The following is a 24,770-nucleotide window of genomic DNA, read 5'->3' on the forward strand; positions in this document are numbered from 1 at the left end:
GGGGAAGAGAACAAGAAGTAAAACATCAATGGAGGAGAGAATGAAAGTGAACGCTTGGTATGAACTTGGCATGAAGGCCGGAGCGGCAGGGCTGGCGCTGGCATTCCTGGCACCATCGACAGGTGCCGTCGCGGCGGAGCCGGAGGAGCCGGCCGCGGTCAGCGCGGACCGGCCGGCGGAGCGCGAGGGCGGCTCGGAGGACTACAGCTTCCACCTGGGCGGATACGCCCGCACCTGGGCGTCTTTCAATCTGCAGAATCCGCCGGAGACCAGCCGCAACGACAGATTCTCGCCATCCATGCTGCGTGGTTCGCTGCTGCTGGATGCCGACGCAAAGACCGGTCCGGTCTCCTGGAAAGTCGTCGGGCGGGCCGACGGGGAATACAAGACGCGGTACCTGAAGGACCTGGAACAGCTGAACCGGACCAATTCCCCCGGGGGCCCGGGCAGCCACCTGATGGACCAGTATGACCAGGCCGATCTGCGCGAGTACTACATGGATTTCTCGCCCGTAGACCGCGTGAATCTCCGCATCGGCAAGCAGCAGGTGGTCTGGGGAGAGACCGACTTCTTCCGCGCGCTCGACCTGGTCAACGGCTTCGATTACCGCTGGCGCTCCTTCCTGGAGCGCGAGGGCGATGAACTGCGCAAGCCGCTGTTCCTCCTCAAGGCCAAGGTGAATGTCCCGGAGGCGGATGGCAGCCTGCAGCTGCTGTTCCGCCCTGGCATCGACCGGAACCGCGACGTGGGCAACAGCTACGATCTGTATGGCGGCCGCTGGGCCGGCCAGCCATACAAGGGGGTGGACTTCCTCGCTCCCGGCGCGCTGAACTACAACTATCGCCAGCCGGGCGCCAATGTCAGCGACAAGACCGGTGGCGTCCGCTGGGAAGGCATCGCCGGGCCGGTCAACTACTCGCTGGCCTACCTGAAGACGTTCAGCAACGACCCGGTGGTGAACTCGGCCTTCGCGCCGTCGGGCCAGGCGCCAACCGGTGCGCTCGGCGACTTCATCTTTCCGAAGATCGACCTGTTCGGCGCTACCGTCAGCGGCTACGTCCCGGCCATCGATTCGGTGCTCAGCACGGAACTGGTCTACACGCGCAATGCGCCCTACAACGTAGGCACCAACTTCTTTGGCGGCGCCCTGCCGGGATTTGGCGGCATCATCAAGAAGGATCTGGTCACCGCCATGGTCCGGATGGACAAGAACCTGAACCTGACCAGGCTGCTGGGCACCAGCCGGCCGTCGTTCTTCTCGGTGCAGGTGTTCGACAAGTGGATCCAGAACTACAAGCGCTCGGATGACATCGTCAACATGGTGGGGTACGGCAGGGCGGCGAGCCAGCATTCGACCATCGCCACCGTCATCCTTGGCCTGAACTACAAGAACGACAAGATCAATCCCCAGCTGGCGGCCGGCGCATCGCTGCAGGGCGGCGGCGCCTTCCTGATCCCAAGCGTGGAGTTCGTTTATGGGGACCACTGGAGACTGGTCCTGGAGGCCGATCTCTTTTTCTCGAAGCACAAGCGGCAACCGGGCCAGATCGAAAACTCGACCGGTCTGTTCGGATCGTTTGCCGGCAATGATCAGTTCCTTGTTCGTCTGACACGACAGTTCTAAGTAGGAGACACACCATGAATCGCATCCAGAAGACGCTCGCGCTGTGCATGCTCGCGGCATTCAGCGCCGGCCCGGCGGCAACGCTGGCCGCGGAGCTACCCGCCGGCACCGTGATCGACAAGGCCAACATCGACAAGGTCAAGAGCGACACGTTCGATGGCCACACCATTGCGAGCCTGTTGACCGAGAAGCTCGAGTGGCAGATTCGCAATACCGGCCTGAAGATTCCGCTGGGCCACGCCAAGCCCGTACAGCTGGACCCTAAGTATCTCGAGGCCACCAAGAAGAATGCGGGCAAGGCGCAGTTCGACGAGAAGACGCGCGAGGTCACCGGTTGGGTGGCAGGCGTCCCGTTCCCCGACGTCAGCCAGAACGACCCGCACGCGGGCGACAAGCTGATCTGGAACTTCTACTACGCCTCGCCGGAGGGCGACGTCATCAACAACAAGGCGACCTTCCTGATGATCAACGGCGACAAAGGTTTGGAGTCGACGCAGGACTGGTTGTTCGAGCGGTACTACATGAAGGGCCGGATCAGCGGCGACAAGCCGGTGCTGGGCGATGGCGGCACCCTCAGCAAGACACTGTTCGTGGCGACGGCGCCGGAAGACATCAAGGGGGTGGGCACCTTTACCATCCGCTACGACAGTTCGAAGCTGGAGGACAGCTGGGCCTACATCAAATCGGCGCGGCGCACCCGTCGCTTGTCTGGCGGGGCATGGATGGACCCGGTTGGTGGTCTCGACATGCTGAACGACGATATCTATGTATGGAATGCCCGACCCTCCTGGTATCCGAAGATCAAGGTGGTGGGCCGGCGCTGGATTCTGGCGATTTCGGATGCGAAGCTTGGCTACACGCCGTCAAAGAAGGGCACACCGGAGGAGTGGGCGACGGTGGACCTGAAGAACGCGCCGTACTGGAACCCGGCACAGACCTGGCAGCCGCGTGAGGTCTGGGTCATTGAAGGCACGCCCCCGACGGAACACCCCTACGGCAAGAAGGTGGTCTACATGGACGTGAACTATCCGCGCGTCTATATGGGCGAAGCCTATGACAAGAAGGGCGAGTTCTGGAAGTTCATCAACTTCCATATGACGCCGTCGGTGGGTGAGGACGGCACGAAGTACTCGTCTTCGATCCAGGGGGACATCATCGACTTCAAGGCGCGTCACGCTTCCATCTTCCTGTTCCGCAACTACAAGCTCAACGAGGCGAAGATCAAGGAAAGCGACATGACCTATAGCGCGCTGGAATCGATCGCCAAGTAACACTGGCAAGGTGTCCACCGGCGTGCGCGGGGGGTGGACACCCTTGCACTGCATACGAGGAGCATGCCGCCCATCCTCCAAGGGAATAACGACGCTAACCTGGCAGGGTCTGGTACCTGCAGGATCACGATGATGCTCGGGAAAGCCATTCGCAGAGGTAAGCGCCACGTATTCGAAATCACTGATAGTGATTGCCAGATAGTAGCGTCCTATTTTCACTGTCAAGGGTATTTGCGCGCTAACGTTACATTCATCGACGGTGTGCAGTGATGGATCAAAACAATACTTTTTGGAGGGGCCGAATGAATAGGCGGGAAAGCTCAAACTCGCGTGTATCGCGGCGGGATTTTCTGCGTGCTGGCGGGGCTGGTGTCACGGCTACCACGCTTGGAGTGCTCACGCTGGGCGCTGATATGCGTCGGCTGCTGTTCATTGGGATAGGCAGGCAGACGGCGTCGTGGTCGGCGGTGGGGCCTCGGGAGCGGTAGCGGCACTGACGGCTCATCAAAACGGCAGCCGGGTATTGATGCTTGAGAAGTCACCGGTGTTCGGTGGGACATCCGCGAAATCAGCGGGTATGTTCTGGATCGCCAATAACTTTCATATGCGAGAGAAAGGGTTGGAAGATCCAAAGCCAGACTTCATTGCTTATTGTATATGAACAGATCGACGACGAAATGGCGAGGCGGCGCGCCCGCCGTGGCCCGAGCAGGCGGTCGTGGCACGCCAGCAGGCGCGCTCCCGATAGCCGCCGGCTCACCGCGGGCGGTGCGCCACTTCCGGCCAATCCCGACCGTTGCCGCGTCCGTGCGGCCGCCAGAACGTTCGCTATTGCTTCGATAGTTTTTATTTTTTGTATATATTTGTTTTGTATACATATGATCCAGATCGGATTCGGTTCGCCCCAACAGGGTGACCGGCCGAGATCAACAACAACTGGAGGAAGACACATGCAGCGACTCCGTCAATGGGCCGGGCGCGAAGCGGCCTCGCCCGTTGCAGTGCCCGCCACGCTCGATGGCGAATTCGACATCGTGGTCGTCGGCGCGGGTGGGGGCGGTCTGCCCGCCGCGTTATTCGCGTGCTGGCTCGGAAACTCGGTGGCGCTCGTCGAAAAGGCCGATATCGTCGGCGGTACCGCGCGCAAGGCCGCGTTCTGGTACTGGGTGCCCAACAACCGTCCGATGCGTGAAGCCGGCCTCGTCGACGACAAGGCCGACTGTCTGCGTTATATGGCGCGCCTGGCTCGTCCCGAACGCTATGACGCCGCCGCGCCGTTTCTGGGCCTCGAGCAGTGGGAATACGAAGCGTTCGAAGCCATCTACGACAGCGCATCCCCTGCGGCCGAACTGCTGCAGGAGCGCGGCGCGTTACGCTACCGGCATTGCGCGGACGTGACCGACTACTGGGCGGAGTTGCCGGAAAACCGGGCGCCCCGCGGACGCGTGCTGCTGCCGGCGGACGCCTGTGAATCGATGTCGGATGGCGGCAAGGTCGCTGTCGAATCGATGCATGCGGCGGCGTTGCGCGACGGCGTGACGGTGATGACCGGCACGCGCGTGCAACGCGTGATGCGGAACGACGACGGCGCGGTGGTCGGCATTCAAGGCACGCGCTCAACCGGCGAGACGATCACGCTGGGCGCGCGGAAGGCGGTGATTTTCGCGACCGGCGGCTTCACGCACGACCCCGTACAGCGCGCCAATTTCCTCCACGCACCGTTCGTCGGCGGATGCGCGGCGCGCTCGAACGAAGGCGATTTCATCAGAATCGCCAGCGCGTTGGGGACGCAGTTGCGCAACATGAACTACGCATGGATGTGTCCCGTTGCACTGGAGCACGTGGCGGCCGGCGGCGACGATTTCACCGGCACGTTTTCGGTCGGCGGCGATTCGATGCTATGGGTGAACAAGCACGGACATCGCGTCGTGAACGAAAAGCTGGCTTACAACGAAATCGCGCAGACATTCTTCGAGTGGGATGCGCAGAAGGCGGAGTATCCGAATTTCGTGCAGATCGCGATCTGGGATCAGCGCAGTCAGGATCATTCGGCCAGCAGCGAGTACGGGCGGTTGATTCGTCCGAGCGCCAACGAAGCGTTCGAGCTGCGTGGCGAGACGCTGGACGAGCTTGTCGACGCGATCGATCGCCGCTTGCAGAAATACACGCACCTCACCGGAAACGCCCGGCTGTCCATCGAATTTGGCGCCAATCTGCGCGCGTCGATCGCGCGCTTCAATGCATTCGCGCACGTCGGCAAGGACAGCGACTTCAAGCGCGGCGAGCGCCTCGTCGAGCGCATGTTCAATGGCCCGACCGGTGAGCCGCTGGATAACGGCAACCCGACGATGTACCCGCTCTCGGACACGGGGCCCTACTACGCCGCATTGGTGGCCGGCGGCACGCTGGACACGAAGGGGGGGCCGCTGACCAATGCCAGCGCGCAGGTCCTGAACGATGTCGGCGAGCCGATTCCCGGCCTGTACGGCGTGGGCAACTGCATCGCCTCCGCCTCCGCGCGCGCCTACTGGGCGGGCGGCGGCACGCTGGGACCGATCATCGCGTTCGCGTGGCGCGCGGCCCACGCGGCGCACGACGAAGCCATCAAGCAGACCGCGCCTGCCGAAGCCGCCCTCGGCTGAGCGCGAGCCCGAATGGACACCTTCAAGCCGTTCATATGACCCCGTCGCAGCGGCATTTGCTATCCGTTGCGCGTTTCAAGGAGACAACCATGCAGATCCAGTCGATGACTGATGAGCAACGCAAGGCCGTGGCACTCGAATACTTCAAGCGCATGGATCGCGGCGACGAGATCCTGAGCCTCTTTGACGAGCATGCCCAAGTCTATTTCCCGAAGTGGGGGATCGCCAGCGGCCGCGTCGAGATCGCCAGGCTGTTCGACGACCTGCTCGGCATTCTTGCCGAAATCGGCCATGACATGACGTATGCCAATTTCATCCAGCAGGGCGATCTCGTCGTGGTCGAAGCGACCTCGCACGGCCGGCTCAAAAGCGGCGAAACGTGGCGCGCGGGCACCTCCCACGCGGGACGCTGGTGCGATGTGTTCGAAATCCGCGACTTCAAGATCCAGCGGTGTCACATCTATCTCGACCCGGACTATGCCGGCGCCGATACGGCGCGCTATCCGTGGCTCGCGAGGGACACCGCGCGCCGCTACTGATGCACGCACGGGTTCGGTGTTTTCACTTCACACGAAAAATCATGGACCAAGGGCAGCCTTGGCCTGCACGGCAGGGCTGCAAGCGTTGTTCGCCAGGACGGTGGTGGGGCGGTCGTTCCGTGCCGTTTCCGATGACCGCGAGGTTGCCGAGCTGATGGGGCTGGAGGCCCGGAAGGTGTACGCGCTGGCCACGGCGCTGGCCTTTGTGCTGGTGGCGGTGGCCGGTGTCCTCCAGGCCATGCGCACCACGGTGTCGCCCAGCGATGGCCTGCTGTTGCTGCTGTTTGCGTTCGAGGCGGTGATCATCGGCGGCATGGGCTCGTTCTGGGGCACGCTGCTCGGCGCGCTGTTGGCACGCTGGTGTTCTTCCTACTCAACAAGCTATTCAGCGACTGGGGCACCTGGTATCTGATGGGCCTTGGCCTGCTGGCCATTGTCGTCACGTTGTTCTTCAAGCAAGGGCTGTGGGGTTACGTACAGCAGCGATATGGCTGGGTACTTTTTCCGACGCGGCGCGAGCTGCGCAGTAGTGGACCCGATTGAGGCAACAATGTTCCTTACGCGGATTTCCCTTATCATTGGTCTTCTTTTGATTGGCTGGATCGTACTCATGCCGTGCCTGACATCGAAGGCAGTCTTGCGGCTGCGACACGCGAGTTTGCCTGCTTCACCGTGATCTGCGGCATCTACGCGGTGAGTTTCTGGCTGCGGTCTATCCTGAAAGCAGACGGCGTCACGGACACCATGCAGATCGGCCTGTATTCGATGATCGGCGGCTTCCTCAGCCCGGCCATCACGGCAGCTCGCAGGCAGGCCTGCTGGTGATGGTGGCGCTGCTGGTGGCCGGAGTGGCCGTTCTGGTGGCCAACCGGATGCCTTCGCCCCGAGGCGCGGTCTAGCCGGCCTGAGGCGCGCCATGCAATGCACGGAGAGAACCTTGGCAACACGGATCCTGCTCGCCGGCTTCCAGCACGAAACCAATACCTTTGCGCCGTCAAAGGCCACCTATGCCAGCTTCGAGCGCGGCGAGGGCTTCCCGGCGATGGTGCGCGGGGCCGACGTCCTGTCGCTGGGTGACGTCAACATTCCCGCCGGCGGCTTCATCGCCGCCGCCGAGCGGCGCGGCTGGGCGCTGCTGCCGGTGATCTGGACCGGCGCCAGCCCGTCCGCGCATGTGACCGAGGACGCGTTCGAGCGGATTGCCGGCGAGATCGTGGCAGCCACGCGCGCCGGCGGCTTCGATGCGGTCTACCTTGACCTGCATGGCGCGATGGTGGCCGAGCATACCGACGACGGCGAGGGCACCTTGCTTGCGCGCATCCGTGCCGTGGTGGGGCCGGCGGTGCCGGTGGTCGCGTCGCTGGACCTCCATGCCAATGTCACGCAGGCCATGCTCAATGCCGCCGACGCGCTGGTGGCCTATCGCACCTATCCGCACGTGGACATGGCCGAGACCGGCGAGCGGGCCGCGGCATTGCTGCAGCGCTTGCTGGAGGGCAGGGGACCGCTGCATCACGCGGTCCGCCGGCTGCCCTTCCTGATCCCGATCAACGGCATGTGCACGATGCTGGAGCCTGCCAGCGCCATGTATTCGCTGTTGGCGCAGCGGGAAGGCGGCGCGGTCGTGTCGCTCTCGTTCGCGCCGGGCTTTCCGGCGGCCGACTTCCCGGAGTGCGGGCCGGTGATCTGGGGCTACGGGGAAGATGCCGGCGCGGTCGATGCGGCGGTGCAGGCCTTGTACGACAGGATGCTGGCGGACGAGCCGGCCTGGGAGGTCCCGTTCCTCTCGCCGGACGAAGCCGTGCTTGAGGCCATGCGGCTGGCCGAGGGCGCGACGCGCCCGGTGGTCATTGCCGACACCCAGGACAACCCCGGCGCCGGAGGCGATTCGAATACCACCGGCATGCTGCGCGCATTGCTGCGCCACGGCGCGCGGCACGCGGCCATCGGGCTGATCTGGGACCCCGCCGTGGCGGCGGAGGCGCACCGCGCCGGGGTGGGTGCCACCATCGACGTCGCCCTCGGTGGCGTATCCGGCGTGCCCGGCGACGAGCCGCTGCGGGGGCGCTTTGAGGTGCTGAAGCTGTCCGATGGCGTGTGCCGCTACGGCGGGCCGATGATGAACGGCATGCTGGCCGATGTGGGGCCCGTCGCGCTGCTGCGTATCGACGATGTCCTGGTGGTCGTCAGTGCCGGCAAGGCCCAGATGCTGGATCGCAACCTGTTCCGCGTGGGCGGGGTGGAGCCCGAGGCGATGAAGATCCTCGTCAACAAGAGCTCGGTGCACTTCCGCGCCGATTTCCAGGGCATCGCGCATGCCGTGCTGGTGGCCAAGGCGCCCGGCCCGATGACAGCCGATCCGGCGGACCTGCCCTGGACCAGGCTGGCACCCGGCATCCGTCTCAAGCCGATGGGCAAGCCCTTTCAAGGCTAGTACCGGACCGGCGGCGGTGCGACCCGGCCGGTCCGGGGTGCCGCCGTCAGTTGAAGACGTCCTGCCGGTACCTGCCCGCGCTGACCAGTTCCGCCAGCCAGTCCGACGCCGCCTCCGGGCTCATCCCCCCTTGCTCCGCGCCGATCCGCAGCAGCACTTGCCTGACCGCGGGCGCCATGTGGCGGCCGTCGCCGCAGACGTAGACGATTGCGCTTTCGCCCAGCCGGGCCCAGACATCGGCCCGGCGCTGCCACAGCAGGTCCTGCACGTAGCGCGGCTCGCCATCGACGACGGAACAGGCCAGGTGCACCTGCGCCACGCCCTGTGCGCGCCAGCGCTCCACGTCGTCGCAGTACAGCCAGTCGTGCGAGGGGTGGCGGCATCCGTAGTACAGCTGCACCGGGACCACCGCCTCTCCGGCCGCCTGTTGTGCTGCCCGTTCCTCAAGGAAACCGCGGAACGGTGCAATGCCCGTGCCGGGGCCGATCAGGATCATGGGCGTGGCCGGGTCGGCCGCGGGCGCGAAAGCGGGATTGGGCGTGCGGATGGCGCCCGCCACCATGGCGCCGGGCGCCAGGCCTTGCAGCCAGGTGGAAGCCACGCCGCGGAAGAGCCCACGGCCCGACAGCGCCGGGGACCAGACCGTGCCGACGGTGATGGTCGCCACGTCGGGCGAGACCAGCGGCGACGAGGCAATGGAATAGAACCTGGGCCGCATCGGCACGGTGCAGGCCAGCAGGCCGGCCAGGTCCAGTTCGATGGCGGGGAAGCGGTCCAGCACGTCGGCCAGCCCGAGCCGGCGCGTTGCCACCTGTGTGGCGTACCCGGTCTCGGCCTCGTCTGAGGCCAGTTGCTGCAGCGCCTGCCGCGTCACCGGGCAGCGTGCATGCTGCGACAGCAGGCGCAAGGTCTGCCGCGACACCACGTCCTGCAGCTCAACGAAATGCGTCAGCAGCTGGCGCACGGACAGCGCCTCGCCCAGCGGCAGGCCGCGCGCGGACCCGCCGGGTGTGGACAGCGTGACGATGGCGTCCGGGTCGATGTCGATCCGCTCGCACAGGGTGGTGACGATTTCGGGCTGGTTCTGCGGATAGACAGCCAGGTGGTCGCCCGTGGCGTAGCGCACGCCGTCGGGCAGCTTGAGCCGGATATCGCGCGTGGACGTCCGTGGCGCCTCGCGCGCAAAGTCCCACAGGCCGGCTGGATCGTTCACCAGCTCGGTGTTCGCCAGCACCGTGAAGCCCTGGGTGTTCGCCGGCAGCGTGGACGCGCGGATCTCGGCGACGTCTTTCACCTGCACGCGGACCGACGGCGTGCCGTGGGCCGGACCGCCCGCGCCGTCACCGGCCTGCAACGCCTGCCAGAGCAGGGCCAGCCAGCGTTCCGCGGCCTGGTCGAAGTCGCCGTTGCCATCGGCCTCGCCGCGCGGCAGCAGCGGCGTGGCGCCGGCCTGGGTGAAGAAGGCATAGACCCGGCGCGGGAAGGCCTGGTAGGTCGGCCACTGCGAGTTGCCGCAGCCCAGCACGGCCACGCGCAGGCCTTGCGCGCGGTAGCCACTTGCAGTGCCGCTGTCCAGCAGCGCCTCGAAGCGCCGCGCCGAGTCCGGCGCGCGCCCGTTGTAGGTGGCGGCGATGACGACGGCCAGGCCGGTGGTCGGCAGCGTATCGGCCACCTCGTCGAGGTCGCGCAAGGACGCATCAAAGCCCGCTGCCACTGCGCCGGCATGCACCTGCTCGGCCAGTTCGCGCGCGGTGCCCAGGCTGGATCCGCACAGGACGGCAAGCGGCCTGCCGCCGCCCAGCACCTCGGGGCCCGCTTGCGCTGCCTGCATGGTCGCGGTAGCCGGCGCCGCGGCGATCCGCTCATGGGGCCGCCGCCGGCGGGCGCGCACCGTGAGACCGTCCGGCTTGATCGTCAGCGTCTCCTTGATGCGGAACTGATAGTCGTGCGCGTCGGTGAACTGGAAATTGCGCAGCATCAGCGCCAGGGCCAGCTTGGCCTCGGTCAGCGCAAACTGGCGGCCGATGCATGCGCGCTCCCCGTTGCCGAAAGGCATGTACGCATGGCGCGGCAACTGTGCCTCCCGCTCCGGCAGGAAACGGTCGATGTCAAAGCGTTCCGGGTCGGCCCACACCTTGGGGTCCCGGTGCAGCGCCGTCAGCACCACCGACAGGCGCCGGTCCTTGCGGATCAGGTAGCGGCCGCCCAGCAGCGTATCTTCAAACGGCGCCACGGCAAAGGCTGGCGCCGTGGGCCACAGGCGCAGCGTTTCCTTCAGCACACGGTCCAGTACCGGCAGCCGCGCCAGGTCGGCGTAGACCGGTGCCGCGTCACCGGGCAACACGGCATCCACCTCTGCGTAGGCCTGCGCCATCACGCCCGGGTTGCGCAGCAGTTCATACAGCGCGAAGGTGAGCAGCCCGCTGGTGGTTTCGTGGCCCGCAATCAGAAAGGTGATCACCTGGTTGCGGATGTTCTCGTCGTCCAGCCGCTGGTCGGTGTCCGGATCCCGCGCTTCCAGCATCAGGCCGAGCAGGTCGTTCTTCGTGCCGTGGCCCGGGCCTGCGGCGCCGTCCGCGCGCCGCCGGCGGATCACGTCATCGACCAGGTCGCGCATGAAGCGGGTGTCCTGGTCGAACTTCCGGTGCGCCGCGTGCATGAAGCGGTCCTGCAGGGCAAAGCGCGTCAGCTTGCCCATTGCCTCTTCCAGCGCCCCGACCATGGCTTCGATAAACGGGTGCAGGTCCGCGCTGGCGAACGATTCAAAGTCGTAGCCGAAGCCGGACAGCGCGATGGTATCGAGCGTCAGCCGGGTCATGTCGTCCGCCACGGCAATATCCGCATTCGGGCCCTGCCGGTCCCATTTGTCGACCAGCCGGTTGGCCACGCGCAGCATGACGTCAAAGTAGCCCTTCATCGCGCGCTGGCTGAACGCCGGCATCAGGATGCGGTGCGCCTTGCCCCAGTTGGCTTCGTCGGAGTGCGCGGTGAACAGGCCATCGCCGGCCATGCCGCGCAGGTATGACAGCGGCGGGCCGATGTACTTGCGAAAGCGCGTGGCGTCGCACACCTCACTGGCAAGTGCCACCGACGTCACGAACGGCACGCGCCGCCCGGCAAAATTCAGCTCGAAGATGCCGTCGTGGTGGCGGCTGCGCGCCAGCAGGTGCTGGCCAAGCGCGCCGGGTTTGATCTGCAGCAGGTTGCCCACCAGCGGCAAGCCGGGATCGACCGGGATCGGTTCGCGCGCAGTGCCGGCAGGGGAGGGGGATGGCGTGTCAGCAGCCTGCTCGGCGCTTGACAACTCAATTGGCGGGGGCATGGCGGGGCAGTGTCTCCTGAACGGTTCCCGCACGCGATTTGCCACGTGCGTCCATTTCATTTAACGTAGACATCTGTCTACCGGCGCAAGCGTAGACAACTGTAGACACGGTGTCAACGCAGCGTGTCGGCCAAAAACCGAGCCCCACTACTAGAACCGCAGTCATGGAAGCCATTGCCGACGGCAAACGCCGCCTGATCGACGCCGCGCTGCGGCTGGCCGCGGCCAAGCGCAGCTTCGCCGCGCTCAGCCTGCGCGAGATCGCGCGCGAGGCCGGCCTCAACCCCAACACGTTCTACCGTCATTTCAGCGACATGGAAGACCTGGCCATCACCGCCATGGCCGAGGTAGGCGCCGAGCTGCGGCCGATGCTGCGTGCCATCCGCTGGGCCGCCGCCCGCAACAATCCGGGGGAGGTGGCCAGCCGGGCCTGCGATGCCCTGTTCCGGTATGCCCAGCATCACCGGGATGCTTTCCTGGTCGGCGCGTGCGGCATCACCGGCCCGCAGCCCGCGCTGCGCGTTGCCATCCGCGCGGTGCTGGACGACATCGCCGCCGAGATGGCGGAAGACATCGAGCGGCTGGGGCTGTGTCCCAAGCTGTCACGCCCGGTGGTGGACGACGTCTGCGCGTGCATCGTCTCCTATCTCTTCCAGCAGTGCATCGACTATATCGAGGCCGATGCCGCGGGCCGGCGCAAGCTGATGGCAAGGTCGGTGCAGTTCTGCTGCTGGCTGTTGCAGGGGGCGGCGGGGCCGAATGCGCAAGGGGCAGGCGGTGCGGGCAGGGAGCGCAAGGCATCGGTGGCCGCGTAGCGCTATGTGCCGAGACGCCCAAAATGACGAACCGCAGCCGAAGCTGCGGTTCTTGGTTGCTGCGGCGCATTAACCCGCTCAGGCCTCGTCGTGTGCCCGCAGCGGCAGGCTCTCGGGCCAGTCCTCCGGACGGAGCTTCTCCGTTGCCTGATCCAGCTCCGCTTTCAGCATCGCCAGCAGGCAATAGGCGCCATGGCACGTCTCCGAGCGTTCGCTTTGTAATTCCAGCAGCGACAAGATGCAGCCCATGCCTGCGCTGATGCGCGCAAGCGAATCGATGCAGGCTACGGGAATGGCGGTCAACACGGTGTCTTGTTTCGATGTGGCGCGGTCCTGCATTGCGAACTCCTTTGAAAGGTTGGAAGACCTGCCTGATGCAAGTGAAGGGTGGCGGACCTGGCAGCGGGGGTAGCAATACCGGTCCGCCAAAGGAGTAACCCGGCCAGCCTAGCGGCTGCCCCGTCCGGCCCGCCATTGAGTGAGTGGCGTGCACGCGCGAACTTGGCCGCATGAACGGCCATCCTTGACAGAAGGAACGGGTTGCTACGCCCAATCACCGTTGTTTCGGTGATGGGTCTAGTGTTCCCGTTGCCGTCGCGCCTGACGATCAGAGGATTCGCAATTTTCTTCATCGAATCGCCGTCTGCGAATCCGCCGCTCGTCGTTCTCCACCGAGACATCTGCATGTAAGCGCACAAGAAATCGTTCGATGAGTCCCCCCGCCAGCTATCTCGGCGGACAAAAAAAACGCCAACCCGTCATGGGTTGGCGTTTTGCTTGGGGGGGACTGGTATCAGAACTGGTTCATGGTGTTGTCTTTACCCGCCGCCTTCAGGGCCGCTTCGCCGCTGAAATACTCCTTGTGGTCGTCGCCGATGTCCGAGCCGGACATGTTCTGGTGCTTGACGCAGGCGATGCCCTGACGGATTTCCTTGCGCTGCACGCCAGCCACATAACCCAGCATGCCCTGGTCGCCGAAGTATTCCTTGGCCAGGTTGTCGGTCGACAGTGCGGCGGTGTGGTAGGTCGGCAGCGTAATCAGGTGGTGGAAGATACCGGCTTCGCGCGACGCGTCGGCCTGGAAGGTCCGGATCTTTTCGTCGGCGAGCTTCGCCAGTTCGGTCTGGTCGTATTCAACGCTCATCAGCTGGGCGCGATCGTATGCCGACACATCCTTGCCCGCGGCCTTCATCGCGTCATACGCCTGCTGGCGGAAATTCAGGGTCCAGTTGAACGACGGGCTGTTGTTGTACACCAGCTTGGCGTTCGGAATGACCTTGCGAATCTCGCTGACCATGCCGCCGATCTGGGCGATATGCGGCTTTTCGGTTTCGATCCACAGCAGGTCGGCGCCGTTTTGCAGGGCCGTGACGCAATCCAGCACGCAGCGCGCTTCGCCCGTGCCGGCGCGGAACTGGAACAGGTTGCTGGGCAGGCGCTTGGGACGCAGCAGCTTGCCGTCGCGCTTGATGATGACGTCACCGTTGCCCAGTTGGTCGGCCGACAGTTCCTCGCAATCGAGGAAGGAATTGTACTGGTCGCCCAGGTCGCCCGGCGTGTTGGTCACGGCGATCTGCTTGGTCAGGCCGGCACCCAGCGAGTCAGTACGGGCCACGATGACGCCGTCGTCCACGCCCAGTTCCAGGAAGGCGTAGCGGATGGCGCGGATCTTGGCCAGGAAGTCCTCGTGCGGCACGGTGACCTTGCCGTCCTGGTGGCCGCACTGCTTCTCGTCGGACACCTGGTTTTCGATCTGAATGCAGCACGCGCCCGCTTCAATGAACTGCTTGGCCAGCAGGTAGGTTGCTTCGGCGTTGCCGAAACCCGCGTCGATGTCCGCGATGATGGGCACGACGTGGGTGACGTGGTTGTCGATCTTTGCCTGGATGGCGGCCTTGGCAGGGCCTTGGGCAGCGTCCAGCTCGCGGAACAGGCCGCCCAGTTCACGGGCGTCGGCCTGGCGCAGGAAGGTGTACAGCTCGCGGATCAGCGCGCTGACCGAGGTCTTCTCGTGCATCGACTGGTCCGGCAGCGGGCCGAACTCGGAGCGCAGCGCGGCCACCATCCAGCCGGACAGGTAGAGGTAGCGGCGCTCGGTGCTGTTGAAGTGCTTCTTGATGGAGATCATCTTCTGCTGGCCGATGAAGCCGTGCCAGCAACCCAGCGACTGGGTGTACTTGGACGAGTCGGCATCGTAGGCGGCCATGTCGGCGCGCATGATCTTGGCGGTGTACTTGGCGATGTCCAGGCCCGTTTTGAACTTGTTCTGGGCACGCATGCGAGCGGCGTACTCGGGGTTGATGGCATTCCATGCGCTGCCGTGGTTCTCTTTCAAACCAGCAACTGCCTTGATGTCGTCTTGATACTGGGCCATGGGAATTTCCTAAGAAGAAAGCGCGATTGACGAAATGGTTGCGTGTGCCGCTACGGATGTCGAAGCAAGCAGCGTGGACTCATTGTATGGCCGTTTTGACGCGTCGCGGCCAAGTCTTATATAAGACATAAGAGTTAGCTTATCCTTATTTTTCAATGAGATAGGATGCAAATTTCGCGATGTGGAATGAATTTTTAAGGGGCGAAAACATAGCGCAGGGAAAACTCGGAGTGAATTCCGCAATGTGAAACGCGCTTTCAGCTGTCGGAGGCAAAGGCAAGTTGCAGTGCAGGCTTCTGGCCTGTCAGCCTCCCTTTGGTCCATGGTACGTGACGCGTTTGGTCGGGAGGGGTGGTTTCCATGATGGTCTCCTTTCAGGTGAAGGGAAACCAGTCTGCGCCACTGCAGGTGGTCGCTGATCGACCCGTCTCTGCCGTTCGGCCCGACAATGCTCCAAGGTCGGCGATCGCACGTACCACGGCCATCAAGTCCGCCGACGGGAGATAACACACTGAGTCAGCGGCGTGCCACGAGCGCTAAAGCGCGTGATTCCCCGACCGCCGCGTTGGCTGGCCGGGAAGGCCAGTAAAATGGCAGGCCGCCCTGTCTGACATCGAGGTGACTAATGGACATTGCTCCTCCCGTTACGCTGGAAGAATGGAATGCGGCCGGTGCTGACTATTTGCCTGGTCTTCTTGGCATGTGCTTTGCCAAAGTGGAGCCAGACGAGGTAGTGGCGACGCTTGAAATACGTCGTGCCTTGGGAGCCTGGAATGGCTACTTGCATGCGGGAACGGTAGTCTCGCTCGCGGATACATGCTGCGGCTACGGAACCGTGCGAAGCTTGCCGTCAGGGGCCAGCGGGTTCACCACCGTGGAACTCAAGAGCAACATGCTTGGAACGGCCCGCGATGGCATTGTGATTTGCACCGCGCGACCCATCCACAAAGGACGCACCACTCAGGTCTGGGATGCTGAGGTCCGTCGCGGGGGCGACAATGCCCTGATCGCTAGTTTTCGCAACACGCAATTGATCCTTTGGCCTAGAGAGTAATTGTTGCGGCTTGGCCGTTCAGCATGCAGCGGGAATGACGGGGAGAAGCAGGAATGACGCGTACTCCTCGCCCGTGTGAACGGTGGTCTGACCGGCGAATCGGTCAGGCCTGCGGTCGTCGGGGTGATCATGCAGCAGCACCGACGAGCCGCGCATCGACTTGCCATAGATCTGCGGATAGGGTCCGGGCAGGTCGTGCTCGAAGTCCGAGCTGCCCACGGTCAGCACCAGCCGGTAGCCCTTCGGAAAGACGAAGCACATGGGCCAGATCTCGACCTGCAGCGCGTAGATCTCGTTCGGTTCGAGAAGTTGGATCTCCTGGTGCATGTGCACGGGCTGATACGGCCTGGAGGCTTGAGGATCCAGCTTTCGGTGCGACGCTCTGAGCCAGCCTTGCGCGAGGGGTGCATTGGGTTCGACCGCCCCCAGGATCAGGTGCTCCTTGCCGTCCGGAGCGTAAGCCCGCAGTGTCAGGAACAGATCCGCATCGCGGGCCGTCGTGGAGATCCAGAGCGTGGCAGACAGCGGGCCGGTCACCTCGGTTTCGCGCTCGAGGGGTGCAGTGCTGAAGCTTACCTTGCCTGCCATGCCGTCAAACGAGAAGTGGGAAGCTGTCCCGCTCGGCTCCGATCGCAGGCTCTGTGCGCCGGCGTCCAGATACATGGGCGTCCATGCGGTGCGCGCCAACGGCCATTCATGCTCGTCGCGCTCCACAAAACGATCCACGTGGCGCACCTGCATCTTGATCGGCGGCTGCCGATCCCAGCCGTTGTCCTCGTCCTTGAGGAAGCGGTCGAAAAACCGCTTCTGGAGCGCCACGCCGTAGTCCGTATAGAATTCCGTCCAATGCTCGAGCCCGTGCAACTCGAGCCACTTATGCTTCGAGCCGGCTCCCAGGTAGCCCTGTACATTGCCGCGCAGGTGCAGGCCATGGCCACCCCAGTTGCCGCAGGAAAGCACGGGCACCTCGATCGCCCCCAGATCTGCACGGCGGCCGTCGAAGTAGCTATCAGTGATAAGCTCGGCGCTCAACTGCGTCGCGTTGATGTCGACGCGATTGGCGAGCAGTTCTCCGTCGCTGAGCTCTGCCGGTCCGGAGATCGGCAACCCGTTGTGAGGGTTCACACCCCCGCGCCGCCCCAGGCCGTGCTGCACGTTTTCCACCTGCTTCGGATACCAGGCCACCATGAACGTGTTGAGGATGCCGCCGTGCCGGCAGGCGTCGCGATAGTAGTCGGAGAACCCCTCGAACGGGCAGATCGCGGCCAGATGCGGAGGGCGTTTCGCTGCCACCAGCCATTGCGTGGCGCCGTAATAGGAAACACCGGCCAGGCCGATCTTCCCGTTGCTCCACGGTTGTTTCGCTGCCCATTCAATGCAATCGTGGAAGTCCTGCGCCTCGCGCGGGGAGAAGCAATCGATGACGCCCGGCGATCGGCCAGCGCCGCGCGAGTCCACGCGAATGCAGATGTAACCCAACGGCACCCATCTCTCCGGATCCGCGGTTTCCCAGTTCGCGTACTTGCCGCTGCTGCCCTTCAGAACTTCCGGGTGCTTAGTCGTGAGCGATTGCCATTGTGCGGGGAATCCCACCTGGAACGGCAGTCCCTTGGCGTATGGTCCGTACGACATCAACACGGGGTAGCGTCCTTCCTGTGTCGGACGAAAGACGTCGGCCCGAACCACCAATCCATCGTCCATGGGGATTTCAACATCCCACTCGATTTGCATGGCTGTCTCCTGATCGGTTTATCTTGTAAGCGGCTAAAACTTGTGGCGCATGCCCAGCGCAAAGCTGGTGCCGCTGCCTTTTCCGGTAACCTTGTCGAACATCGTCACAGCGTATACGTCCGTGCGTTTCGACAGGGCATAGTCATAACCACCGGCAAGTCCGTGACGCCGATAGTCCGCCATGACATCGCTACGTACGCGTGACGACACCGCGGAGGCCAGGATCTTTCCACTGCCGACGGGAATGTGTGCACCCACCTGCAGCGTCTCGGTCCTTGTCGCTGCACCGCTGGTGCTTGTATGGGCATACTCGGTCAGCAGCTTGATGGCCTTGAAGTCATAGGACAATCCCCCGACCATCGCTGTCTGCGCCCAGCTTCCCGCAGGAAGTCCGGGACCGAGCCGAGTTCTCTGGATGGCAAAACTCGCCGATAATGGCCCGCGATCATAGAGCAGCATGCCGACAGCATTGTTCTGCGAATTCGTGCCCGGCTGCTCGCCAAGGCTATACAAGCCCCGGAACGAAATCCCCGCGAATTCCGGTGAGTAGTAGCCGATCGCGTTATTCCACGCGGTATCGCCGGCAATGTATCGGCCCTGCTGGGGCGTCCACAGGACGTTCTGGAGAGGCGAAAACTTCGTCGACCCGGAAAACGCATCGAAGAGCGCGGTCGCCAGGAACGTCGGATTTGCTAGCCGCCCGAGACGCACTTCGCCAAAGCCGCTCTCCAGACCGACGTAGGCATTTCGGGAAAAGAGGCCATCCGTGGGAGCGCGCCCATTGGCACCCGTGTCCATTTGGAAGAATCCCTCGAGGCGGTAGTTCGCCTTAAGACCGGCTCCCAGATCTTCGCTTCCTGTCATGCCCCAGAATGACGTCTGCAGACCTCCACTCTCCACGCCCGTTGCAGAACGCTGTCCACTGAGATGGGTAACGCCGACATATGCGTCCGCGAGTCCATATAGCTGTGCGTTGGTCGCGTAGGACGCGCAAGGCAGCGCAAAGAGTGCCAGCGCATACAATTTTGCTATCGACTGCGCCCTCCGTGAGCCGCCCGGCTCGCCACCTGCCTTGTCATAGACGGCACAGCTTGCTTGTCGTTCCTTGTACAAGATTGATCTCCTCCGTTTTATTGACTTCGATCACCTCAAATGAACAGCGTGGTCTTGGCGCATGAGCAGCCTCACTGACGGGGGCGGTCGTCCTTTTCTACGGCATTGCGAGTGCCCGTATTCGCCGGAGGCAGCTGAGCGCGAGGCCCCACTCACCACGGCATCGCAGCCCATCATCGGCGGGGAGCGGCGCGCGCGGCGGGGCACTAGTGGGTTGGAGACCGTCAGGCGGACGCAGGGGCCGGCAGCACGGTCCCATAGTTGACGCCGAAGCCGATCCGCGCATAGTCATCGCGCTCGCACCAGCCACGGAACACGACGGTATCGCCATCCTCAAGGAAGCCGCGTTGTTCGCCGTCGCCGATATCTACCGGTTGCGTCCCGGATACTGTGAGTTCGATCAGCGCACCCGCCTCGCCGGGGGCAGGGCCCGAGATCGTGCCGCTGCCCAGCAGGTCGCCGCACTGTAGGTTGCAACCGCCCATGGTGTGGTGGGCAATCATCTGGCTCAGCGTCCAGTACTGATGTCGGAAGCTGGTATGGGTCAGCGTGCGCGGTTGCCGGCCCTGTGTTAGCTGGCGCGCGCTGAGTATCGAGACCTCCAGTTGGATGTCGAAGGCGCCGGCCGCGGCATTGTCCGCCGAGCGAAGGTAGTCGAGCGGTTGCGGGCGCCCTGGGGCGCGCGTCCAGCCCGTGCGGTAAGGCAGCAGGGCTTCCAGCGTGACGATCCAGGGCGACAATGTGGTGGCGAAGTTCTTGGCCAGGAAAGGTCCTAACGGTTGCATCTCCCAGGCCTGAATGTCGCGCGCGGACCAATCGTTGAGCAGGCACAGGCCGAAGATGTGCTGCTGCGCCTTTGCCAGAGGGATGGACGTACCACGTGCATTGCCGATGCCAATCACCGCGCCCACTTCCAGTTCGTAGTCCAGACGCTGGCAAGATCCATACACAGGTGCGCTGCCCGGATCGGCGCGGTACTGCCCCATCGGCCGGTAGACCTGCTGGCCACTGACGCCGATGGAAGACACCCGGCCGTGATACGCGATCGGCAGCCAGTCAAAGTTGGGGTTCACCTCCAGCCCGAACTGGCGACAGCAATTCACGGCGTGATCGAGCGAAGTATAGAAATCCGTGTAGTCGCCGATGCGTACCGGTACCGCAAACTCGGCCGCCGCCTGCGGCACCAGCGTTTCCCGTACTCGCCTCTCATGCGCACTGCCAGCCTCCAGCAGCGCAAAGATTCCGTGGCGCAATGCCCGCCAGGCGCTCGGACCCAGTTCCAGCAGCGCATTCAGCGTCGGCGCCACGGCAGCCTGCAGGGCCTCGGCGGCCAGGTCTTGCAGGCAGGCCCTGCCATGCAACGCGGCCAGGTCGACGATCTGGTCGCCGATCGCTACGCCGCCACGCCAGGCCTCGGCGCTGCCTTGCCGACGGAATATGCAGAGCGGGAGGTTCTGCAACGGGAAGTCGGAGCCGGGCGCATTGGCCTGTGTCAGCCAACTGCGGCGAGCGACATCATGCGTGTGGTTCAGTTCCATGGCGTTGTCACGCGGCGTTGAGCGCGTCGTCGAAGATGGCCACAGCGCGCGTCCAGCCAGCGGAGGCACCTCGGATCTTGTGCGGGAAGCAGGAGATGTAGAAGCCATCCGGCGGCAGGGCCTCGAGGTTGTGCAGCTTCTCCAGGTGGCAATAGCCAATGTTGCGGCCCGCCTTGTGGCCTTCCCAGATCAAGGAGGCGTCGTGCGTCTGCGCATACCTCTTTGCCGTATGCACGAACGGCGCATCCCAGCTCCATGCGTCGGTGCCGGTCAGGCGTACGCCACGCTCAAGCAAGTACATGGTGGCGTCGAGTCCCATGCCGCAGCCGGAGGCGACGTAGTCAGGCTGGCCGTAGCGCTTGCCCGCTCGCGTGTTGACCACCACGATCTCCAGCGGCTTGAGCGCGTGCCCGATACGGGCGAGTTCCGCCTCGACGTCGTCGGCGGTGACCACATAGCCGTCGTCCAGACCGGTGAAGTCTAGCTTCACGCCCGGCTGGAAGCACCACTCCAGTGGTACCTCGTCAATGGTGATGGCGCGCTCGCGCTGCCCCAAGGTCTCATTCATGGAGCTGTGGAAGTGATAGGGAGCATCTAGGTGGGTGCCATTGTGCGTACTGAGCTGGACGCGCTCGATCGCCCAGCCCTCACTATCTGGCAGGTCGGATGGCTTCAATCCCGGGAAGAATGCCGTGACCTGCTCGGCGGTGGAACGATGCGACAGGTACTCGATCTGGGGGCCATAGCCGGGAGGGTCGGAAACGACATCGTTTTCCAGGTAGATCGAGAGATCGACGAAGCGGCGTGTCATGGTGACAAGTCCTTTGCGCAGATACGTGAAATGGGGGGCGAGCTCAACGGGCATCGAGGGACGGTTCGGCGCCCGGCACCTTGCGCGCGTGGGCGCCGGTGTCCTGCTCGGCAATTTCACGTGGCAGCAGGGCAACCACGATCGCGGATAGCAGGAACAAGCCGCCGCACAGCGCGATACCAGGGGCAAAGCCGAACGCAGTCGCTGCCCAACCCAGCGCCAGCGGAGCAAAGGCGGAGACGCCACGGACCCCGCCCAGGCCGAGGCCTGAGAGGAAGCGCAGGAAGAGGATCTGGCGCCAGTCGGTGGCGCCGGAAACAGCCATCGTGAGCGCGCCGAAAGTCACCAGCGACAGTAGCAGCGCCGTGCGGCGGCCCATGGTATCCGCCAGCCTCCCCATCACCACGCTGCTCAGCCCGATGCCGAGCAGCGTGGCCGTGACCAGCAAGCCGGCCTGCGCCTGTGTGATGTGAAGGGACGTGGTAATGGCCGGCATGGCGAGGGCAAGGATGATGATGTCCACCGCGTCGAACATATAGCTCAGGAAGCAGCCGATAAGCACGCGCCACTTCAGCGAGGCAGGATTGGGGGGCATGATGGGTCTCCTGATTTGGCGCCCCCTGGCCGAAGCAGGTGACGCACCCGTTTTACACTGACTGTACGATCGTTCAGTATGGTACGGGGCGGACTGTACGCTCGTACAGTCAAACGTTGCACTGGGGTAAACGCGGATGCGAATGTGGCAAAGTGAGGTTCGCTACAATGACGCGACTATATGGAGGCAGCATGGAAGGCAGGGCAGCGCGGAAGTCGGCGGTCGGGGCGCGGGGCAGGGCGCGGGAAGACGCGCAGGGGCTGCCGATCCCGGAAGCGAGCAAGCGCGAACGCGTGCTCGAGGCAGCGGAGCGGCTCTTTGCCGAGGGCGGCTTTGACGGTGTGTCGATGCGTGATATCGCGGCGGCCGCGGACGTTGGCTTGCCGCTGATCGTTTATCACTTCGAGACCAAACGAAATCTGTACCGCGCGCTCTTTGAACGGCGCAAGACGCTGTTCGAGGCCCGGCTGGCGGCGCTACACGAACCCCTGATCGCCGGCGAGGATCCGGTGGAGCACATCGTGCGTGCGTTCGTGCAGCCAGTCATGCGGATCCAGGACACGGAGGCCGGCATTGCCTACGCCAAGCTCGTCGCACGCGAGGCATCGGATCCAAGAGAAGCTGAGCGAGGCATCGTTGCGGACTACTTCGACCCCTTTGCCCTTGAATTTGTCAAGGCGATCCGAAAGACCCTGCCAGGCAACGGAGCCAGCTATGCGCACTGGGCCTATCTGTTTGCGGTGGGGGCGCTGGTAATGAGCGTGTTCGACAGCCGCATCGAGCGCGTCTCCGGCGGCAAGGTCAAGGCCGGCGACACGCGACGCAAGTCCGAGTACCTGGTGACCTTCATCGCAGCGGGCATTCGCGCCGGGGCCGACCGGACGTCATCGAGGGGTTCCTGAGAGTCATCCTTATGACGCAATTCGCCTAGAGTACAGGTGGGGGTCCCTTCGGACCTCGAACTAACGTAGCCTTCTGTCGCCGTTATTGGGTCGGGCGCTGCAAATGGCTCCTGTCCTGACGTTCAAGCTGATCATCCTGTACCTCGTTGCGATCTGGCCAAGCGACCGACAAGGCAGGGAACGCCTGAGATGATGGTTACGAGTCAAGTGACGGTTACGAAGCTTCAGGAGGTAATGGATATGACTGCCACAAGGATTGAGATGTGCGACCAAGATGGCGACGGGGTATTGACCATTCGAGATGACGGCGCCGCATTTTCAGGCGTCGCGCTTGAGCTTTCGAATCTTTTCGGTGAAGACGTGGTCGCGGATCTTGACAAGCACCAGTTGCTCAAATGGTGCGAGATGGTCGCGGCCCACCTTCGCAACCAAGGCGTTTTGCCAAGCGAATGCGCTACGGAGCACTACGTCAACAAGACTAGCCAAAGCCGGACGAAAGAGCAGCCGGGCGTCGAGGAACTTTTGCAGTCGGCGGCATCTTGACTCTGACGAATGTGAGACGCTGCTGCTGGCAGCAGGGCGTTTTTTCGTTGGCGCTTTGCTTGACCATCCCCACCAGCCAGCGATTCCCGTCTATCTCCAGGCCTGGCGAGACCGCCAGGTGATTGACATATCCACCGCTATCAGTGCGATGCATGATGGCCTGTCGGCCGACGCATGACCTGAATTTCCGGCCCGGTACGGGATTCGCAGGAACTTGCTACATTGCTGACTGCCGGCGCAAACGGCCCCACGCTGCTGCCCCGCTCACCGCAAACCGACAGGCCTCGGAGACATCGAATGCACACAGGACTTCAACTTCGTTCGCAAATCAAGAGCAGCGGTGAACTCGAGCTGTCGCTAGACAGCATCGACACACCGCACCCTGGCCCGGATGAAGTGCTCATCCGCATTGAAGCCTCTCCCCTCAACCCGTCCGATCTCGGCCTGCTGTTCGGTGCGGCCGACATGAGCACGGCCAGGGCCAGCGGCACGGCCGGGCGCCCCATCGTCACCGCGCGCGTTCCGGAAGGCGCGATGCGCAGCATGGCGGGCCGCCTGGATGCGTCCATGCCGGTTGGCAATGAGGGCGCGGGCGTGGTCGTCGAGGCAGGCTCGTCCCCTGCGGCGCAAGCCTTGATGGGCAAGACCGTGGCTGCCATCGGCGGCGCGATGTACTCGCAGTACCGCTGCATTCCCGCGGACCAGTGCCTGGTCCTGCCCGAAGGCGCCACGCCTGCTGACGGCGCGTCGTCATTCGTCAACCCGCTCACCGCGCTGGGCATGGTCGAGACCATGCGGCGCGAAGGACATAGCGCCCTGGTGCACACCGCCGCGGCCTCCAACCTGGGCCAGATGCTCAATCAAATCTGTCTCAAGGATGGCGTCAAGCTGGTGAACATCGTGCGCAAGCAAGAGCAGGCGGACCTGCTCAAGGCACAAGGCGCGGTCCACGTCTGCAACACCGCGTCGCCCACGTTCATGCAGGACCTCACCGAGGCACTCGTCGCCACTGGCGCAACGATCGCGTTCGACGCCACGGGCGGCGGCAAGCTTGGCGGCCAGATCCTCACCTGCATGGAAGCGGCGTTGAACAGGACGGCCCGCGAATACAGTCGCTATGGCTCGGCCACCCACAAGCAGGTCTACCTCTACGGCGGCCTGGATACAAGCCCGACCGAGTTCAACCGCAACTTCGGCATGGCGTGGGGCATGGGCGGCTGGCTGCTGTTTTCGTTCCTGCAGAAGATCGGGCGCGAGCGGGCCAACGCGCTGAAGCAACGCGTGGTGGCGGAGCTGAAGACCACCTTTGCCAGCCACTACTCGAAAGAGATCTCGCTGGCCGAGGTGCTGGACCTGGACGTGATCGCCGTCTACAACAAGCGCGCGACTGGGGAGAAGTACCTGATCAACCCGAACAAGGGCCTGGCCGGATAAATCACCCCGGGGGCGTGCCGGGGGCTGC

Annotated in this window: 21 protein-coding genes and 1 pseudogene; 14 read left to right on the forward strand and 8 right to left on the reverse strand. The window is 63.9% G+C overall.

The features are described from left to right. Positions 1 to 40: 40 nt before the first annotated feature. The 9 genes and pseudogenes from ACREYQ_RS22260 (at position 41) to ACREYQ_RS22300 (ending at position 8,510) form a co-directional block, all read left to right on the forward strand. Complete coding sequence (locus ACREYQ_RS22260) at positions 41 to 1,624, forward strand: DUF1302 family protein (protein ID WP_432262325.1); 1,584 nt, start codon at positions 41 to 43, stop codon at positions 1,622 to 1,624. A 14-nt stretch (positions 1,625 to 1,638) separates the two neighbouring features. Further along, positions 1,639 to 2,895 (forward strand): DUF1329 domain-containing protein, encoded by a 1,257-nt coding sequence (locus tag ACREYQ_RS22265; RefSeq protein WP_432262326.1) that lies wholly within the window; start codon positions 1,639 to 1,641, stop codon positions 2,893 to 2,895. Positions 2,896 to 3,197: 302 nt separating this feature from the next. Continuing rightward, positions 3,198 to 3,383 (forward strand): twin-arginine translocation signal domain-containing protein, encoded by a 186-nt coding sequence (locus tag ACREYQ_RS22270; protein WP_432262327.1) that lies wholly within the window; start codon positions 3,198 to 3,200, stop codon positions 3,381 to 3,383. Then, complete coding sequence (locus ACREYQ_RS22275; protein ID WP_432262328.1) at positions 3,353 to 3,556, forward strand: FAD-dependent oxidoreductase; 204 nt, start codon at positions 3,353 to 3,355, stop codon at positions 3,554 to 3,556. The genes ACREYQ_RS22270 and ACREYQ_RS22275 overlap by 31 nt, the downstream gene beginning before the upstream one ends. Before the next feature lie 289 nt (positions 3,557 to 3,845). Beyond that, positions 3,846 to 5,537: an FAD-dependent oxidoreductase gene (locus tag ACREYQ_RS22280; RefSeq protein ID WP_432262329.1), complete on the forward strand. Its 1,692-nt coding sequence runs from the start codon at positions 3,846 to 3,848 to the stop codon at positions 5,535 to 5,537. Positions 5,538 to 5,626: 89 nt separating this feature from the next. Then, on the forward strand, positions 5,627 to 6,076 hold the full coding sequence (locus ACREYQ_RS22285) for a nuclear transport factor 2 family protein (protein WP_432262330.1): 450 nt from the start codon (positions 5,627 to 5,629) through the stop codon (positions 6,074 to 6,076). After that, entirely contained in the window at positions 6,015 to 6,488 is a 474-nt protein-coding gene (locus ACREYQ_RS22290) for an ABC transporter permease subunit (protein ID WP_432262331.1), read from the forward strand. The genes ACREYQ_RS22285 and ACREYQ_RS22290 overlap by 62 nt, the downstream gene beginning before the upstream one ends. A 245-nt stretch (positions 6,489 to 6,733) precedes the next feature. Then, positions 6,734 to 6,975, forward strand: a pseudogene (locus tag ACREYQ_RS22295) (MFS transporter); the annotation flags it as partial. 38 nt (positions 6,976 to 7,013) lie between these two features. Continuing rightward, complete coding sequence (locus ACREYQ_RS22300) at positions 7,014 to 8,510, forward strand: M81 family metallopeptidase (RefSeq protein WP_432262332.1); 1,497 nt, start codon at positions 7,014 to 7,016, stop codon at positions 8,508 to 8,510. 46 nt (positions 8,511 to 8,556) lie between these two features. On the opposite strand, the gene ACREYQ_RS22305 is transcribed toward ACREYQ_RS22300, so the two are convergent. Then, a complete protein-coding gene (locus ACREYQ_RS22305) occupies positions 8,557 to 11,832 on the reverse strand; it encodes a bifunctional cytochrome P450/NADPH--P450 reductase (protein WP_432262333.1) in 3,276 nt (1,091 codons plus the stop codon). A gap of 164 nt (positions 11,833 to 11,996) precedes the next feature. Here ACREYQ_RS22305 and ACREYQ_RS22310 point away from each other — a divergent pair, with 164 nt between their 5' ends. Further along, positions 11,997 to 12,647, forward strand: a complete 651-nt coding sequence (locus tag ACREYQ_RS22310; protein ID WP_432262334.1) for a TetR family transcriptional regulator — start codon at positions 11,997 to 11,999, stop codon at positions 12,645 to 12,647. Positions 12,648 to 12,725: 78 nt separating this feature from the next. Here the strand turns inward: ACREYQ_RS22310 and ACREYQ_RS22315 are convergent, their stop codons facing one another. Beyond that, complete coding sequence (locus ACREYQ_RS22315; RefSeq protein ID WP_432262335.1) at positions 12,726 to 12,986, reverse strand: hypothetical protein; 261 nt, start codon at positions 12,984 to 12,986, stop codon at positions 12,726 to 12,728. Positions 12,987 to 13,440: 454 nt separating this feature from the next. Then, on the reverse strand, positions 13,441 to 15,021 hold the full coding sequence (locus tag ACREYQ_RS22320) for an isocitrate lyase (RefSeq protein WP_432262188.1): 1,581 nt from the start codon (positions 15,019 to 15,021) through the stop codon (positions 13,441 to 13,443). A 625-nt stretch (positions 15,022 to 15,646) separates the two neighbouring features. Between ACREYQ_RS22320 and ACREYQ_RS22325 the strand changes: the two genes are divergently transcribed. Then, on the forward strand, positions 15,647 to 16,075 hold the full coding sequence (locus ACREYQ_RS22325) for a PaaI family thioesterase (RefSeq protein WP_432262336.1): 429 nt from the start codon (positions 15,647 to 15,649) through the stop codon (positions 16,073 to 16,075). 18 nt (positions 16,076 to 16,093) lie between these two features. Here the strand turns inward: ACREYQ_RS22325 and ACREYQ_RS22330 are convergent, their stop codons facing one another. From ACREYQ_RS22330 to ACREYQ_RS22350, 5 genes are all read right to left on the reverse strand, one after another. After that, positions 16,094 to 17,806: a CocE/NonD family hydrolase gene (locus ACREYQ_RS22330; protein ID WP_432262337.1), complete on the reverse strand. Its 1,713-nt coding sequence runs from the start codon at positions 17,804 to 17,806 to the stop codon at positions 16,094 to 16,096. 33 nt (positions 17,807 to 17,839) lie between these two features. After that, the gene (locus ACREYQ_RS22335; RefSeq protein WP_432262338.1) at positions 17,840 to 18,919 is read right to left on the reverse strand and encodes a porin; all 1,080 of its coding nucleotides are present in this window, start codon (positions 18,917 to 18,919) and stop codon (positions 17,840 to 17,842) included. Positions 18,920 to 19,143: 224 nt separating this feature from the next. Next, positions 19,144 to 20,457, reverse strand: coding sequence for a fumarylacetoacetase (fahA, locus tag ACREYQ_RS22340; protein WP_432262339.1), 1,314 nt, complete (start codon positions 20,455 to 20,457; stop codon positions 19,144 to 19,146). A 7-nt stretch (positions 20,458 to 20,464) separates the two neighbouring features. Next, positions 20,465 to 21,268: a cyclase family protein gene (locus ACREYQ_RS22345; protein ID WP_432262340.1), complete on the reverse strand. Its 804-nt coding sequence runs from the start codon at positions 21,266 to 21,268 to the stop codon at positions 20,465 to 20,467. 43 nt (positions 21,269 to 21,311) lie between these two features. Further along, positions 21,312 to 21,863, reverse strand: a complete 552-nt coding sequence (locus ACREYQ_RS22350) for an MFS transporter (RefSeq protein WP_432262341.1) — start codon at positions 21,861 to 21,863, stop codon at positions 21,312 to 21,314. Positions 21,864 to 22,054: 191 nt separating this feature from the next. On the opposite strand from ACREYQ_RS22350, the gene ACREYQ_RS22355 reads away from it, so the two are divergent. The 3 genes from ACREYQ_RS22355 to ACREYQ_RS22365 all read left to right on the forward strand — a co-directional run bounded on the left by ACREYQ_RS22355 (position 22,055) and on the right by ACREYQ_RS22365 (position 24,742). After that, on the forward strand, positions 22,055 to 22,765 hold the full coding sequence (locus ACREYQ_RS22355) for a TetR/AcrR family transcriptional regulator (RefSeq protein WP_432262342.1): 711 nt from the start codon (positions 22,055 to 22,057) through the stop codon (positions 22,763 to 22,765). A gap of 234 nt (positions 22,766 to 22,999) precedes the next feature. Then, positions 23,000 to 23,308 carry a hypothetical protein gene (locus ACREYQ_RS22360; RefSeq protein ID WP_432262343.1) on the forward strand — a complete coding sequence of 103 codons (309 nt, stop codon included), beginning with the start codon at positions 23,000 to 23,002 and terminating at the stop codon, positions 23,306 to 23,308. 297 nt (positions 23,309 to 23,605) lie between these two features. Continuing rightward, on the forward strand, positions 23,606 to 24,742 hold the full coding sequence (locus ACREYQ_RS22365) for a zinc-binding dehydrogenase (protein ID WP_432262344.1): 1,137 nt from the start codon (positions 23,606 to 23,608) through the stop codon (positions 24,740 to 24,742). The last annotated feature ends 28 nt before the right edge of the window (positions 24,743 to 24,770 follow it).

The organism is Cupriavidus sp. TMH.W2 (assembly GCF_050847365.1).
Classification (GTDB): domain Bacteria; phylum Pseudomonadota; class Gammaproteobacteria; order Burkholderiales; family Burkholderiaceae; genus Cupriavidus.

Excerpts from the sequence above, each read along its gene's own strand:
- ACREYQ_RS22260 (WP_432262325.1), top strand. The coding sequence starts at position 41 with ATGAAAGTGAACGCTTGGTATGAACTTGGCATGAAGGCCGGAGCGGCA.
- ACREYQ_RS22265 (WP_432262326.1), top strand. The coding sequence starts at position 1,639 with ATGAATCGCATCCAGAAGACGCTCGCGCTGTGCATGCTCGCGGCATTC.
- ACREYQ_RS22270 (WP_432262327.1), top strand. The coding sequence starts at position 3,198 with ATGAATAGGCGGGAAAGCTCAAACTCGCGTGTATCGCGGCGGGATTTT.
- ACREYQ_RS22280 (WP_432262329.1), top strand. The coding sequence starts at position 3,846 with ATGCAGCGACTCCGTCAATGGGCCGGGCGCGAAGCGGCCTCGCCCGTT.
- ACREYQ_RS22285 (WP_432262330.1), top strand. The coding sequence starts at position 5,627 with ATGCAGATCCAGTCGATGACTGATGAGCAACGCAAGGCCGTGGCACTC.
- ACREYQ_RS22290 (WP_432262331.1), top strand. The coding sequence starts at position 6,015 with ATGCCGGCGCCGATACGGCGCGCTATCCGTGGCTCGCGAGGGACACCG.
- ACREYQ_RS22305 (WP_432262333.1), bottom strand. The coding sequence starts at position 11,832 with ATGCCCCCGCCAATTGAGTTGTCAAGCGCCGAGCAGGCTGCTGACACG.
- ACREYQ_RS22310 (WP_432262334.1), top strand. The coding sequence starts at position 11,997 with ATGGAAGCCATTGCCGACGGCAAACGCCGCCTGATCGACGCCGCGCTG.
- ACREYQ_RS22315 (WP_432262335.1), bottom strand. The coding sequence starts at position 12,986 with ATGCAGGACCGCGCCACATCGAAACAAGACACCGTGTTGACCGCCATT.
- ACREYQ_RS22320 (WP_432262188.1), bottom strand. The coding sequence starts at position 15,021 with ATGGCCCAGTATCAAGACGACATCAAGGCAGTTGCTGGTTTGAAAGAG.
- ACREYQ_RS22325 (WP_432262336.1), top strand. The coding sequence starts at position 15,647 with ATGGACATTGCTCCTCCCGTTACGCTGGAAGAATGGAATGCGGCCGGT.
- ACREYQ_RS22330 (WP_432262337.1), bottom strand. The coding sequence starts at position 17,806 with ATGCAAATCGAGTGGGATGTTGAAATCCCCATGGACGATGGATTGGTG.
- fahA (WP_432262339.1), bottom strand. The coding sequence starts at position 20,457 with ATGGAACTGAACCACACGCATGATGTCGCTCGCCGCAGTTGGCTGACA.
- ACREYQ_RS22345 (WP_432262340.1), bottom strand. The coding sequence starts at position 21,268 with ATGACACGCCGCTTCGTCGATCTCTCGATCTACCTGGAAAACGATGTC.
- ACREYQ_RS22350 (WP_432262341.1), bottom strand. The coding sequence starts at position 21,863 with ATGCCCCCCAATCCTGCCTCGCTGAAGTGGCGCGTGCTTATCGGCTGC.
- ACREYQ_RS22355 (WP_432262342.1), top strand. The coding sequence starts at position 22,055 with ATGGAAGGCAGGGCAGCGCGGAAGTCGGCGGTCGGGGCGCGGGGCAGG.
- ACREYQ_RS22360 (WP_432262343.1), top strand. The coding sequence starts at position 23,000 with ATGGATATGACTGCCACAAGGATTGAGATGTGCGACCAAGATGGCGAC.
- ACREYQ_RS22365 (WP_432262344.1), top strand. The coding sequence starts at position 23,606 with ATGCACACAGGACTTCAACTTCGTTCGCAAATCAAGAGCAGCGGTGAA.